The organism is Pseudomonas sp. ZT5P21, assembly GCF_054897785.1.
Window position 1 is genome coordinate 1,452,977 of the sequence record NZ_CM142705.1, and the last position, 14,068, is coordinate 1,467,044.

12 protein-coding genes and 1 pseudogene are annotated in these 14,068 nt (G+C 60.5%); 6 read left to right on the top strand and 7 right to left on the bottom strand.

Going from position 1 to position 14,068, the window contains the following annotated elements; all coding sequences use genetic code 11:
- Positions 1-77 precede the first annotated feature (77 nt).
- Both ACYZT9_RS06650 and ACYZT9_RS06655 read left to right on the top strand, forming a co-directional pair.
- On the top strand, positions 78-431 hold the full coding sequence (locus ACYZT9_RS06650) for a putative quinol monooxygenase (RefSeq protein ID WP_462009086.1): 354 nt from the start codon (positions 78-80) through the stop codon (positions 429-431).
- A gap of 41 nt (positions 432-472) precedes the next feature.
- Positions 473-703: a hypothetical protein gene (locus ACYZT9_RS06655; protein ID WP_462009087.1), complete on the top strand. Its 231-nt coding sequence runs from the start codon at positions 473-475 to the stop codon at positions 701-703.
- On the opposite strand, the gene ACYZT9_RS06660 is transcribed toward ACYZT9_RS06655, so the two are convergent.
- The 5 genes from ACYZT9_RS06660 to ACYZT9_RS06680 form a co-directional block, all read right to left on the bottom strand.
- The gene (locus ACYZT9_RS06660; RefSeq protein WP_462009088.1) at positions 704-1,333 is read right to left on the bottom strand and encodes a flavin reductase family protein; all 630 of its coding nucleotides are present in this window, start codon (positions 1,331-1,333) and stop codon (positions 704-706) included. It lies immediately after the preceding gene.
- Positions 1,334-1,553: 220 nt separating this feature from the next.
- The gene (locus tag ACYZT9_RS06665) at positions 1,554-2,876 is read right to left on the bottom strand and encodes an MFS transporter (protein WP_462009089.1); all 1,323 of its coding nucleotides are present in this window, start codon (positions 2,874-2,876) and stop codon (positions 1,554-1,556) included.
- A 301-nt stretch (positions 2,877-3,177) separates the two neighbouring features.
- Positions 3,178-4,512, bottom strand: a complete 1,335-nt coding sequence (locus tag ACYZT9_RS06670) for a sigma-54-dependent transcriptional regulator (protein ID WP_462009090.1) — start codon at positions 4,510-4,512, stop codon at positions 3,178-3,180.
- Positions 4,506-6,272, bottom strand: a complete 1,767-nt coding sequence (locus tag ACYZT9_RS06675; RefSeq protein ID WP_462009091.1) for an ATP-binding protein — start codon at positions 6,270-6,272, stop codon at positions 4,506-4,508. The genes ACYZT9_RS06670 and ACYZT9_RS06675 overlap by 7 nt, the downstream gene beginning before the upstream one ends.
- A 107-nt stretch (positions 6,273-6,379) precedes the next feature.
- Positions 6,380-7,903, bottom strand: a complete 1,524-nt coding sequence (locus tag ACYZT9_RS06680; RefSeq protein ID WP_438662558.1) for a fumarate hydratase — start codon at positions 7,901-7,903, stop codon at positions 6,380-6,382.
- A gap of 463 nt (positions 7,904-8,366) precedes the next feature.
- Between ACYZT9_RS06680 and ACYZT9_RS06685 the strand changes: the two genes are divergently transcribed.
- Both ACYZT9_RS06685 and ACYZT9_RS06690 read left to right on the top strand, forming a co-directional pair.
- A complete protein-coding gene (locus ACYZT9_RS06685; protein ID WP_462009092.1) occupies positions 8,367-9,473 on the top strand; it encodes a GGDEF domain-containing protein in 1,107 nt (368 codons plus the stop codon).
- Complete coding sequence (locus ACYZT9_RS06690; RefSeq protein WP_462009093.1) at positions 9,466-10,401, top strand: iron-sulfur-binding ferredoxin reductase; 936 nt, start codon at positions 9,466-9,468, stop codon at positions 10,399-10,401. The genes ACYZT9_RS06685 and ACYZT9_RS06690 overlap by 8 nt, the downstream gene beginning before the upstream one ends.
- A gap of 374 nt (positions 10,402-10,775) precedes the next feature.
- Here the strand turns inward: ACYZT9_RS06690 and pyk are convergent, their stop codons facing one another.
- Positions 10,776-12,227 (bottom strand): pyruvate kinase, encoded by a 1,452-nt coding sequence (gene pyk, locus ACYZT9_RS06695; protein WP_462009094.1) that lies wholly within the window; start codon positions 12,225-12,227, stop codon positions 10,776-10,778.
- Positions 12,228-12,384: 157 nt separating this feature from the next.
- Between pyk and ACYZT9_RS06700 the strand changes: the two genes are divergently transcribed.
- Both ACYZT9_RS06700 and ACYZT9_RS06705 read left to right on the top strand, forming a co-directional pair.
- On the top strand, positions 12,385-12,762 hold the full coding sequence (locus ACYZT9_RS06700; RefSeq protein ID WP_462009095.1) for a tetratricopeptide repeat protein: 378 nt from the start codon (positions 12,385-12,387) through the stop codon (positions 12,760-12,762).
- Between the two features lie 239 nt (positions 12,763-13,001).
- On the top strand, positions 13,002-13,361 hold the full coding sequence (locus tag ACYZT9_RS06705; RefSeq protein WP_462009096.1) for a PilZ domain-containing protein: 360 nt from the start codon (positions 13,002-13,004) through the stop codon (positions 13,359-13,361).
- A gap of 155 nt (positions 13,362-13,516) precedes the next feature.
- Here ACYZT9_RS06705 and ACYZT9_RS06710 read toward each other — a convergent pair.
- Positions 13,517-13,741: pseudogene (locus ACYZT9_RS06710) on the bottom strand (DUF6124 family protein); the annotation flags it as partial.
- Positions 13,742-14,068: the final 327 nt, after the last annotated feature.

Sequence of the window (14,068 nt, forward strand, 5' to 3'; positions counted from 1 at the left end):
GGCGTACGGGCGCTTAACCTTGGATCCTGTCGCAGCCCGTCCCACGGCTGCCACTCGCGTACCTGGGAGGGTTGAACATGTCTACGCAGATCCCCGTCAGTCATATGGCCTTTGTCCGCGCCCGCGCCGGGCGTTCGGCGGAACTCGGTGCGCGCCTCAGCGCCTTGATCGAACCGTCGCGCACCGCGCCAGGCTGCCTGAGTTTTTCCCTGCAGCATTCGCAATGCGATCCCGAGTTGTGGCTGGTGTCCGGTTTCTGGACTCATCAACAAGCCATGACCGCCTACTTCAGCACCCCGGCCATGGAAGTGTTCGCCGAGCTGGTGCAGGAGCTGGTGGTCAACAGCCTGGATTTTCATACCTTCAAAGAAGTATCGGTGGCCCAGGCGCTCGGTGATTCCCGGTCATGGGTACACAAACTGGCGGGTTGAGGGTTTAATGGCTCAATTTTCATTCAGCCAGGATCCGCGACATGGCACGCAAAGCCTTTGAAACCTTCGAAGCCGTATCCGCCGTAGTGCCCCGCGAGGGCGGTTACTACGCGGCGATTGCCACCAAACAGACCGGTGGCTCGGGCGCACCGCGCTTCAACAAATTGCTGGAAGATCAAACCTTCAAGACCGCCAAAGACGCGGACGAGGCTGCCGCCCTGGAACTGACCCGCCTCAAGGGCGTTGGCGAAGACGGCGAGCTGATCTGGTAATTACTTGACCGCCCCCGGGCGGAACATCTTGAACAATGCCTCCGGGCCCAGCTGAAAGTAATCCGCTGGACCGCCGCCGCGCAGGATCGGTTCTGCCGCCGCGGTGTCGTACACGCCGTCTTTCAGCAGCCACTTGGCAATATGCACGGCCACCACTTCGCCGAGAATCAGCCAGCTCGGCACCACGTTGCCATCGGCCCGCTGCAGCTGAATGATCTGCGTGACCTTGCACTCAAAGGACACCGGGCTTTCGGCCACCCGTGGCACCTGAATGATTTTCGACGCGACGGGCGTCAGACCGGACAATTCGAACTCGTTGACCTCCGGTGCGACCATCGCGCAGCTCTGGTTCATCTGCTCGGCCAGCGGCCGGGTCGCCAGGTTCCAGGCGAACTCGCCGGTCTGCTCGATATTGTTCAGGCTGTCCTTGCGCCCGACGCTGGAAAATCCAATGATTGGCGGAATGTAGTTGAACGCGTTGAAGAAACTGTACGGTGCCAGGTTCAGGCGACCGTTGGCGTCTTGCGAAGAAATCCAGCCGATCGGGCGCGGACCGACGATGGCGTTGAATGGATCATGCGGCAGGCCGTGGCCGTTGGCGGGTTCGTAGAAGTGGATGTCGTCGGGCATGAGGGAGGGGCCTGGGTTATTATTTTGGGGGGACTGTAGGAGCTAGCTTGCTCCGGGCGGCGTTCCGACGAAAAACGTTTGGACGACGCATTCTTTCAGGCGGCCCAACTTATCGTTGTCGTACATCGCGAGCAAGCTCGCTCCTACAGGGGGTGTGTCGATTCAATAAAAAAGGGGCAGACCCGTTAAGGTCTGCCCCATTTTTTTTTCGCTGGCGAACTCAGTCCGTCTCGATCCGCGAATGCTTGCGGGTGTCTTTCATGGTGATGTACACCAGCAACGACACCGCAATACACGCGGTGACATACCAGTAGTAGCCGGTTTCCATGCCAATGCTCTTGAACCACAGCGCGATGTATTCAGCGGTACCGCCGAAGATCGACACGGTCAGTGCATACGGCAGGCCAACGCCCAGTGCGCGGATTTCGGTCGGGAACAGTTCGGCTTTGACCACGGCGTTGATCGAGGTGTAGCCGCTGACGATGATCAGCGCCGCCATAATCAGGAAGAACGCGCCCCACCACGTCTGGATGGTGTGCAACGTGGTCAGGATCGGCACGGTGAACAGTGTGCCGAGAATGCCGAAGGCGATCAGGATCGGTCGGCGACCGACTTTATCCGACAGTCCACCGATGATCGGTTGCAGGCACATGAATAGGAACAGCGTGGCCGCCGAAATAGTGGTGGAGTCGGAGATGCTCATGCCGACGGTGTTCACCAGGTATTTCTGCATGTAGGTGGTGTAGGTGTAGAACGCCAGGGTGCCGCCCATGGTCAGGCCGACCACGGTCATCAGTTCCTTCGGATGGCGCATCAACGTGCGCATGGCGCTTTCTTTTTTCTCTTTCTTGACCTTGTTGAACGACTCGGTCTCCTCCATGCCACGACGCAGGTACAGCGCCACCACGGCACACAGCGCGCCGATGGCGAACGGAATGCGCCAGCCCCAGGCATACAGCTCTTCGGTGGTCAGGATGTTTTGCAGCACGATCAGCACGCCCAACGCGATGAGCTGGCCGGAGATCAGGGTCACGTACTGGAAGCTGGAGAAGAAGCCGCGACGTTCCTTGGTCGCCATCTCGCTGAGATAGGTCGCCGAAGTGCCGTACTCACCACCGACCGACAGGCCTTGCAGCAGGCGGGCGAAAATCAGCAGGATCGGTGCGCCAATGCCAATGGTTTCATAACCCGGGCTCAGGGCGATCAGCAGCGAGCCGAAACACATCAAATACACCGAAGCCATCAGCGCTTTCTTGCGACCGGCCTTGTCGGCGTAGAGGCCCATCAGCCAGCCACCGATCGGGCGCATCAGGAAGCCCACGGCGAAAATCGCGGCGGTGTTCAGCAGTTGTGCGGTGGTGTCGCCTTTGGGGAAGAAGGCCTTGGCGAAGTACAGGGAGAAGGCGGCGTAGACGTACCAGTCGTACCACTCGACCATGTTGCCGACCGAACCGCTGAAAATCGATTTGATGCGGCTGGCGGTGGTTCTTTCTTTGACCGGCAAGGCAGCCGACCCAAGGGGCAGGGCGTTGGAGTTATCCATTGAAGGATCCTTCGTTTAATTGTTTTTGTGGAGCGCGTTGAAACGCAGCCTGCAGGGGCTATAGCAGGAGGTGTGCCAAGGAGAGGAGGGGCGGTTTAGAGGGGTGTTGATGCTTAAGTGAGCGGAAATCCGCTTATGTGTTTCGGGTCCGCAAGCGGAATTCCGCGCATTCAGCTTGTGGATTTGTTTTGCCTGGACCGGCCTCATCGCGAGCAAGCTCGCTCCCACAATTGAACGGTGTACACCAGACCCCTGTGGGAGCGAGCTTGCTCGCGATGAGGCCAGACCAGCCACCCAAAAACTAGCTGTCCGGGAGAAACATCTCGCGGGTAAGCCCATGCCGCTGCATCTTTTCATTGAACGTGCGACGTGGCAGTTGCAGCTCTTCAAGCACCGCTTTCACATCGCCCTTGTGCCGGGTCAACGCCGCGCGCAGGCAATGCGCTTCGAACGCTTCCTGCTGCGCCGCCAACGATTGCCCCGGATCGATGCCCGCAGGTGTAGGCTCCTCCAGCCCCAACACCTGCCGCTCAGCAACGTTCGCCAGTTCACGCACATTGCCCGGCCAGTCGTGGCTGAGCAGATGGCTCAACTGCGGGCCGCTGAGTGGTGGAAACGTCCGGCCCAATCGCTCGGCAGCTTTTTGCGCAAACGACTCGAACAACAACGGAATGTCCTCGCGGCGCTCGCGCAACGGTGGTAGCCGCAACTCGGCGACGTTCAGTCGATACGCCAGGTCCTCGCGAAAACGCCCGGCGCGGGCCTCATCCAGCAAATCAGGTTTGGTCGCAGCGATGATCCGCAAATCAACGCGAATGCTCTGATTGGAGCCCAGGCGCTCCAGCTTTTGCTCCTGCAACACCCGCAGCAATTTCACCTGCTGGGCCAGAGGCATGCTTTCGATTTCATCGAGAAACAAGGTGCCGCCATCGGCGTATTCGAGCTTGCCGATGCGTTTGCCCTGAGCACCGGTGAACGCGCCGCTCTCGTGACCAAACAACTCGGCCTCGAACAACTGCTCGGGAATCGCCGCGCAGTTGAGCGCGACAAACGGCTTGTCGGCGCGTGGTCCGAAGTCATGTAGGCAACGGGCAACCAGCTCCTTGCCGCTGCCGGTTTCACCCCGGATCAATACGTTGACCGGCAACGCCGCCAGATCCAGCACCTGCCGACGCAGCGTCTGCAAGCCACGGGACACACCCAGCAGCGTTGCGTCGAGTTTGGCGCGGTTGTCCGCCTGCACGTGCAAGGCGCGGTTTTCCAGCACCAGCCGGCGCTTGTCCAGTGCACGGCGCAGGCTGGCGAGCAGGGTTTCCGGACTGAAGGGTTTTTCGAGGAAATCGTAAGCGCCATCGCGCATGGCATCGACGGCCATCGGCACGTCGCCATGGCCGGTCAGTAGAATCACCGGCAAGTCGGCATCGCGGCGCTGAACTTCGGCCAGCAGTTCCAGCCCGGACATGCCGGGCATGCGCACGTCGCTGAGGATCACGCCGGGGAAATGCTTCGGCAACTGCGCCAGGCACTCATCGGCGCGGCTGAACAGTTGCACCTCGAAACCCGATAGGCTCAGCCATTGTTCAACGGCGCTGCGGATGCTGCTCTCGTCGTCGACCACCATCACTGAATTCAGCATGCGCCAGGAGTCTCCGGGTCGATGGGCAGGGTGAGTGTGAACACTGCGCCGTTGTCGTGATTATCGGCGCTCAGGCGTCCGCCCGATTCGTGAACGATGGCGAAGGATACGGCCAGACCGATGCCCAGACCATCGCCCACCGGTTTGGTGGTGAAAAAGGGATCGAAGACCTTCGCCAGGTTTTCTTCGGCGATGCCGCTGCCGTTGTCAATGACGCTCAGGCGCCAGAGCTGTTCTTCGGCTTGGAGGCGGATTTCCAGGCGTTTACAGGGTTTATCCTGCATCGCATCCAGCGCATTGCGCAGCAGATTTATCAGCACCTGTTCCAACCGGATTGCGTCACCACGTACCCACGCCGGACGGGTCAGGTGCAGCACGGTGCTGACCTGTTCATCACGAAGACGCGTGTCGAGCAGTTGCAAGGATTGGTCCACCACCGAAGCCAAATCCAGACGCTCGCGCAAGCCGCTGGGGCTTTTGCGGGCGAAGGTTTTCAGGTGGCCGGTGAGGGCGGCCATGCGCGTCAGCATGTCATCCACCGGTTTGAGCGCCTTGTAGGCGTCGTCGACCCGGCCGTGATCCAGTAACAGGCGCAAGGTCGCCAGCTGCATGCGCTGGGCGGTCAGCGGTTGATTGATTTCATGGGCCAACGCCGCCGACATCTGGCCGAGGGCCGCGAGTTTGGCCGATTGCACCAGACCGTCTTGGGCCGTGCGCAGGTCGCGGGTGCGTTCTTCCACCAACTGTTCAAGCTCTTCGCGACTGCGCTGGCGCATTTTCGCCAGACGCCAGCGCTGGTTGAGGAACAGCAGCAGAAACACCAGCGTCAGCCACAGGCCGGCAGCGGCGAGCGCGGCGTTGCGACTGTCTTCGAACGCCACCTGCGGGCGGCGCAGCAGGTGCAGCGTCCAGGCTTCGGAGGTCAGCGGCAGGGATTCCCACAGGTAGTCCGCTTTGCCGTCGGGTCCGTTTACCCGCGCCAGATCGCTGTTGTCGTCAAAGCGGCGCAGCGATTGAAATTCCAGGGGCGTCAGCGGCTGCTTGTCGTATTGGCGCGTGGCTTTCAACTCAGCGTGATCGCTGTCACTCAGTGGTTTCAGCAGGCGATAGCGCCAGCCCGGCTGATTGGCGATGAAGATGATCCCGCGTGCGTCGCTGACCAGCAGCGTGTCGCTGCCGTGACGCCATTCGCGTTCCAGTTCGGGAAATTCGAGTTTCACCACCATCGCGCCGAGAAACTGCCCTTCGTCACTCGTCACCGCACTGGACAGGAAGTAACCGGGAATTCCGCTGGTCACGCCCACCGCATAAAAGCGCCCGGTGCCCTGGGTTCGGGTCTGACTGAAGTAGGGACGAAAACCGTAGTTGTGGCCGACGTAACTGCTGGGCAAACGCCAGTTGCTCGCCGCAACGGCGAGGCCGGTGTGATCGAGCAGTTCCAGGGTGGAGGACTCGGCGGCGCCGTTGATTTTTTCCAGTTTGCGGTTCAACGCGTCCTGTTGTTCGGGGCTCACCGAACCCTTGAGCGCCGAACGCAACTCCGGGTCCAGCGCCAGCACGGCGGGCAGGGCGCGGTAACGTTCGATCAGGGTGTGCAGGGAGGTGGCGTACAAGCCCAGTTGCAGATTGGCGCGGGCCGCGTCTTCCACCAAAGCCTGACGCTCGGCGTGACGCATGGCCAATGTGGCGGCGAGGGCTGCACCGGCGAGGATAAGAAAGGTGTACAGCGTCAGGCGCAGGGTGCGAGAAGACTCAGACATGCCGGGCATTACACAATGTTTACGGAGGGGGCGCACCATAACATGAGCAACAAAAAAGGCGACAGGAGCCTGCTCCTGTCGCCTTTTTCCTTAGTCAGTCGAAGCGCTTATTGCACTTCCACCGCCAGACTCTCACTGATCTTTTGCTGCCAAATGGCAGGACCGGTGATGTGTACTGACTCGCCTTTGCTGTCGACCGCAACAGTCACAGGCATGTCTTTAACGTCGAACTCGTAGATCGCTTCCATGCCCAGTTCGGCGAAAGCCACCACGCGGGATTTCTTGATGGCTTGCGCCACCAGGTAAGCCGCGCCGCCAACCGCCATCAGGTAGACAGCCTTGTGGTCCTTGATCGCGTCGATCGCGGTCGGGCCGCGCTCGGATTTGCCGATCATGCCCAGCAGGCCGGTTTGCTCGAGGATCTGACGAGTGAACTTGTCCATCCGCGTGGCAGTGGTCGGACCGGCAGGGCCCACCACTTCTTCGCGCACCGGATCAACCGGGCCGACGTAGTAGATGAAGCGACCTTTGAGGTCTACCGGCAGGGTTTCACCCTTGTTCAGCATCTCGACCATGCGCTTGTGCGCGGCGTCGCGACCGGTGAGCATCTTGCCGTTGAGCAGGACGGTTTCGCCCGGCTTCCAGCTCTGCACGTCTTCCGGGGTCAAGGTGTCGAGGTTGACGCGACGGGCCGACGGACCGGCTTCCCAAACGATTTCCGGGTAGGCGTCCAGCGGTGGTGCTTCCAGCGAGGCCGGGCCGGAACCGTCGAGCACGAAATGCGCGTGACGGGTGGCGGCGCAGTTCGGGATCATGCACACCGGCAACGAAGCGGCGTGGGTCGGGTAATCCATGATCTTCACATCGAGCACGGTGGTCAGGCCGCCGAGGCCCTGGGCGCCGATGCCCAACTGGTTGACCTTCTCGAACAACTCCAGGCGCATCTCTTCGATACGGTTGGACGGGCCGCGCTTTTTCAGCTCGTGGATGTCGATGGATTCCATCAACACTTCCTTGGCCATGACCGCGGCTTTCTCGGCGGTACCGCCGATGCCGATGCCGAGCATGCCGGGTGGGCACCAGCCGGCGCCCATGGTCGGAACGGTCTTCAGTACCCAGTCGACGATCGAGTCGGACGGATTGAGCATGGCCATTTTCGACTTGTTCTCGGAACCGCCGCCCTTGGCCGCCACGTCCACTTCCACGGTGTTACCCGGCACGATGGAGTAGTGGATAACGGCCGGAGTGTTGTCCTTGGTGTTTTTACGAGCGCCCGCCGGGTCGGCGAGGATCGAGGCACGCAGGACGTTTTCCGGCAGGTTGTAGGCACGGCGCACGCCTTCGTTGATCATGTCGTCCAGGCCCATGGTGGCGCCATCCCAACGCACGTCCATACCCACGCGGACGAAGACGGTGACGATGCCGGTGTCCTGGCAGATCGGGCGGTGGCCGGTGGCGCACATGCGCGAATTGATCAGTATTTGCGCCATCGAATCACGGGCCGCTGGCGATTCTTCGCGCAGGTAGGCTTCGTGCATCGCCTGGATGAAGTCAACGGGGTGGTAATAGGAAATGAACTGCAGGGCGTCGGCAACGCTCTGAATCAGGTCGTCTTGCTTGATCACGGTCATGAGTCGCGCTCCTCTAAAAGACGGGAACATTCAATTAAGGTGCTTGCAGCTTGGGTGCATCGGTCGGTTGCAAGCACCTTTCAAGGCACGCCGGGCATGCTGGCGCGACGCTAAAAAGGCGCGGCAGTATAACGCGCCTCGCAGGCGGGTACACTCGCCGGCAGTCAATCGTTGGTCGCATAGGTACACGATGCAACGTGCGGATGGGCTTTTTGTGGGAGCGGGCTTGCTCGCGAAGGCGGTGTGTCAGCGACATCAATGTTGGAGGTGCCGACGCCTTCTCGAGCAAGCCCGCTCCCACAAAGGTTTGTGTGCAATTTTTTGAAAGTCGAAGGTCATGGCTTTGACGCCAGTTTTTCGCTTTGAAAATTGAATGGTCATTTGTCAGACACGCCACTAAAGTGGCATTCGGTCTGTAGAGTAGGACACTCAATCAGCCTCCATTCGCACGGTGAGTCAACGATTGACCCATAACGCCATCCAGCGCCTGTTGCTCAAACGTTTTGCCCTCGCAGCCGGCACCTACGCCCTGGCCTTGCTGCTGCTGTGGCTGGCGTTTTTCACTGGCCATTACGATGAACCCCTGGCTAACGTCGCCGTCGGCAGCGCGCTGGTGGTCATCAGCCAGGCGACGTTGTTCGCGGTGTTTTACAGCGGCTGGAATCTGCGTTTTTCCGACCCCAGCCTGACCGAAGCGCAAGTGTTGCTTGGGCTGGGCTGGCAAACCTGGCTGATCGCCAATCTGGATGAGGCACGCGGCGCGTTTCTGGTGTTCTACATGCTGATTCTGCTGTTCGGGCTGTTTCATCTGTCGCGTCGTGCCTTTGCGCGGTGCGCGTTGCTGGTGTTTTTCAGTTTCAGCGCGATCACGCTGTGGGAGGGCTACCACTTCCAGTTGGCCAACCCCGTACTAGCCGCGTTGCAAGTGTGCGTGCTGTTTATCGTGCTTGTCTGGCTGGAGCTTTACGCCCGATACGTCCAGGCCTCACGCCAGCGGATGCGTCAGCGCCGGTTCGCCTTGCAGGCGCATCAGGACACCCTGCGCGGAATGATGCGTCAGCTCGAAGACCTGGTGGCGACCGACGAATTGACCGGTCTGTTCAATCGCCGGCATTTTCTGCGCCTGGCCTCCCGCGAGCTCGGCGCCATGGAGCCCGGCGTGGTGCATGGCCTGGCGCTGATCGACCTCGACCATTTCAAACGCATCAACGATGTGCACGGCCACGCGGCTGGCGATCAAGTGCTGCAAGCCTTTGCCGGTGTGGCCAGTGCCTGTTTGCGTGAGGGTGACGTGCTGGCCCGTTATGGCGGCGAAGAATTTGTGTTGCTGCTGCCCGATTGCAGCGCTGAACGCCTGACATCCTGTTGCGAGCGACTGCGCATCGCATTCACCGATGTCGAGTTGATCGGCTTGAAGGTGGGCAACCTCAGCCTGTCGGCGGGCATGACGCTGCTGGAACTGGGCGATGATCTTGACGATGCCTTGCAACGGGCCGATCAGGCGCTCTACCGCGCCAAACGCGATGGCCGCAATCGTTGCGCGGCGGCGTGGGAGAACGTCGATGCCTGAGTTGCGGGTCGGCGATCGTCAATGGTCGGTGGCAGTGGGCAGCAACTTGCTCGATGCGTTGAATCAAAAGGGTGTGTCCGTGCCTTACAGCTGTCGCGCCGGCAGTTGTCACGCGTGCCTGGTGCAATGCACGCAAGGATTGCCGAGCGACAGCCGACCCGACGCCTTGAGCGCCGAGCAGCGTCAGCAAGGCTGGCGCCTGGCGTGCCAGTGCCAGGTGGTCGAGGATTTACAGGTGCATGCCTTCGACCCGCAACAGGACGGCCATCCAGCCGAGGTCGCCGCCGTCGATTGGTTGAGCAGCAGCGTGTTGCGTCTGCGCCTGACCCCTCAACGACCGTTACGCTACAGCGCCGGCCAGCATCTGGTGTTGTGGGCCGGACACATTGCGCGGCCTTATTCCATTGCGAGCCTGCCAGAAGAAGACCGCTTCCTGGAGTTTCACCTCGACTGTCGTCAGCCCGGTGAATTCAGTGACGCCGCGCGTCAGTTGAAGATCGGCGACCCGCTGCGTCTCGGTGAATTGCGTGGCGGGGCCTTGCATTACGACCCGGACTGGCACACCCGGCCGCTCTGGCTGATGGCCGCCGGCACCGGGCTGGGCCCGCTGTTCGGCGTCTTGCGCGAAGCCTTGCGCCAGGATCACCAGGGCGCCATTCGCCTGATACACCTCGCCCATGATGCAAATGAGCATTATCTGGCCAAACCGCTGCAAGCCGTGGCTGCCAGCCGCCCGAACCTCAGCATCGAACTGTGGACACCGACCGGGTTGCCCGCGGCTTTGGCGCAACTACGGCTTGTTTCCCGGCAAACCCAGGCCTTACTCTGCGGGGCCCCCGACAGCGTCGACGCCTTTGCCCGGCGCCTGTACCTGGCGGGACTGCCGCGCAATCAACTGCTGGCCGACGTCTTCCTGCCCCGCGGTTGAGCGCTGATTTTTGTGGCGAGGGAGCTTGCTCCCGCTGGGCTGCGCAGCGGCCCCAAAAGCTTGTGAGCGCTTCGCACTCAAGCGGGAGCAAGCTCCGTCGCCACACTGGATCCTCCCAGATCAGGACACGCCATGACCGAAGCCATTCTGCAGCAACGCGAACGCGGCCTCATCATTGCGCGGTGACTGAGTCGGCCGCTTCGCGAGCAAGCCCGCTCCCACATTCGATTGCATTCTTTTTGGAAGAACTCGGTTAAATGTGGGAGCGGGCTTGCTCGCGAAGAGGCCCACACAGGTGACACTTCTTCTGAATCAAAAACCAGAAAGCCCCGCCATTCACATGGCGGGGCTTTCGATTTTCAGCAACCGGTCACTCAGACCATCGGGTCGCCAACGTGCAGGATTTTCATCCCGTTGGTGCCGCCGATGGTGTGGTAGCTGTCGCCCTTGGTCAGAATGACCCAGTCGCCTTTCTCCACAACGCCGCGTTTCAACAACTCGTCGATCGCAGCCTGGCTGACTTGCTCGGGCGGCAAGGACGCAGGGTCGAACGGTATGGTGTAGACGCCACGGAACATGGCTGCGCGAGCCTGGGTTTCGCGGTGCGGGGAGAACGCGTAGATTGGCACCGAAGAACGGATGCGCGACATGATCAGTGGCGTGTAGCCACTTTCGGTCAGGGCGATGATCGCCTTCACGCCCGGGAAGTGGTTGGCGGTATACATGGCCGCCAGCGCGATGCTCTGGTCGCAGCTTTCGAAGACCTTTCCGATGCGGTGGCTGGAGGTCTTGCTGGTCGGGTGCTTTTCCGCGCCGACGCAGATGCGCGCCATCGCTTGCACCGCTTCCAGCGGGTACAGGCCGGCAGCGCTTTCGGCCGAAAGCATCACGGCGTCGGTGTAGTCGAGCACAGCGTTGGCCACGTCGGACACTTCGGCACGAGTCGGCATCGGGTTCTGGATCATCGACTCCATCATCTGGGTCGCCACGATCACAGCCTTGTTGTGGCGGCGTGCGTGCAGAATGATTTTCTTCTGAATGCCCACCAGCTCGGCGTCGCCGATTTCCACGCCGAGGTCACCACGGGCGACCATGACAGCGTCGGAGGCGGCGATCAGTGCATCGAGTGTGGCATCGTCTGCAACGGCTTCGGCGCGTTCAATCTTCGCCACCAGCCAGGCAGTGCCGCCGGCTTCGTCGCGCAGTTGACGGGCGTACTCCATGTCAGCGGCGTCACGCGGGAAGGACACAGCGAGGTAGTCGACTTCCATCTCGGCGGCGAGCTTGATGTCGGCCTTGTCTTTCTCGGTCAGGGCTGGCGCGGTCAGGCCGCCACCGCGACGGTTGATGCCTTTGTGGTCCGACAGCGGGCCACCGATGAGCACGGTGCAGTTCAGTTCGGTGGCGGTGGCGGTATCCACGCGCATCACCACGCGGCCGTCGTCGAGCAGCAGCTCGTCGCCCACGCCGCAGTCCTTGACCAGGTCCGGGTAGTCGATGCCGACCACTTGCTGAGTGCCTTCGGTCAGAGGATGGCTGGTGGAGAAGGTGAATTGATCACCGATCTTCAGCTCGATCTTCTTGTTGGCGAATTTGGCGATACGGATTTTCGGGCCTTGCAGGTCACCCAGCAGGGCAACGAAACGGCCGTGCTTGGCAGCGAGGTCACGCACCAGCTTCGCGCGAGCCTTGTGCTCGTCGGGGGTGCCGTGGGAAAAGTTCAGGCGGGCGACGTCCAGGCCAGCCAGAATCAGCTGTTCGAGAACTTCCGGCGAGTTACTGGCCGGGCCAAGGGTAGCGACGATTTTGGTACGACGGACGGACATGCAAAGACTCCTGAGTTCAAGCGCTGAGTGAGGCTACTATGCTCTCCGGTTGTAGTCATTGTTCATGTGCACTACTTATTCGTTTATATCTTTAACTGAACAATCCTGAAGATTTCCGCTCACGGGTCGATAAAGAGCTCAAGACAGGAGAACCCCCATGCGATTCGTGCTCATAGCCATTCTTGCCCTCAGTGTTGTGGGCTGCACCCGTTTTGCGATGAACCATCATTTGAACAACGCTTACAAAGCGTACGATCGTGGCAATTGCGAGCAAGTGACGCTCGAACTGTCGAAAGTCGAACGTGACAGCCGAGCGCGGCCTTATGTGTGGCCGGAAGTGTCGATGCTGCGCGGTTTGTGCCTGGAACGGCAAAAAATGTTTGTCGATGCGGCGCAAACCTACCAGTTCATTATCGCCTCCTACCCGCAAAGCGAATACGCCTACCGCGCACGAGCGCGTCTGGAAACCTTGCAGTCGCTGGGTCATTACCCGCTGCGCAGCACAGCAGCCGTGGTTCGCCCGACCCGGTTCTGATTGCATCAACGGCTGGCTCACTGGCGGTGGTGAGCTATAGTCGAATAAACCGGTTTAGAGCCTTGCTGTTAAACCGATGTAACACCTGTGATCGGCAGGAGTAGGCGACAGCGTTCCATGGACTGTCGCACCGGGATCGGGGAGAGCGCGCCCATTGCCTGGCTCTCGTTTTATACAGGCAGGCCCGTTCCGAAGCATTAGTGCGGCTCTGCTTAAGGGCCTTGCTGGGCGAATTGCGCATGTTCACTGACCGCCGGATCGAGCGGCATCAACTGCCGTATTTTTTGAGAGTGTTCAACAGCGTCACCGACAAACCGATTGGCTTCCTGGGTAACGTCTCCGAAGACGGGCTGATGCTCATCAGTCAGTTGCCCATCATGATCGGCGCGGATTTCGATTTGCGCCTGAAAATCCCCATGGCCGCTGGCTGCCAGCAGGTGATAGACCTCAAGGCCTGTTGTCTGTGGTGCCATGAAGACGCAACCCCCCACCATTACGACGCCGGGTTCAGCCTGCAACGGGCACCGCCGGAGTATGGGCAGTTGGTGGAGGCGTTGAAGTTGTACTTCAGTTTTCAGTCGTTGCCGGCGTCTGCTTGAAGGTTGCGGTGTTTGAACTGACGCCTTCGCGAGCAAGCCCGCTCCCACAAGGTTTTATGGCGATCACATAATTTGTGAACACCCCCACAACACTGTGGGAGCGGGCTTGCCCGCGAAGGCGTCGGCTCAATCAACACATTCCTAACGGTTAAACGCTAAACCGTGCTGCTTGCCTGTTCATTCGCCAGCGACTTCTCCACCAGCATCAACCCCAACTCACTCAACTGATAAATCGCCACGGCCATATGCCGCGCCTTGTCGTCGAGGCTGTCGGCCAGGTCGAGCAAGAGGTCGTTGACGGAGCAGAAGGTTTCGAAAGCTTGAATGGTGATGGATCTGGGGTCGGCGTCGGGGGCGACGGTGAACATCGACATGCCGCGTACGGGGGGATTCGGTATTGAGTCAGACATTTGTTTTACACCCTTTTAATAAGCCGCTACCGATTCGCGACTAAACGAAGGGGTGGCGGCTGAACGCAGGTTAGTCGACCGGGAGGGTATGGAAAACCGGCGCGCCCGAGGGCGCCCTGCGCACAGCCACCATAAAAGTCAGGGATGGGGATCACCTGACCTCATGACGCTTGTACACATCCAAACCCCGCCCGGGCGACTAAACCCGATCACTGAAAATCAGCGACGCGGATCAAGTTACGTGGCGAGCCCAAGGCGCACAAGCCGGCGGATTCTGGCTGATCTGTAGGCAACGGC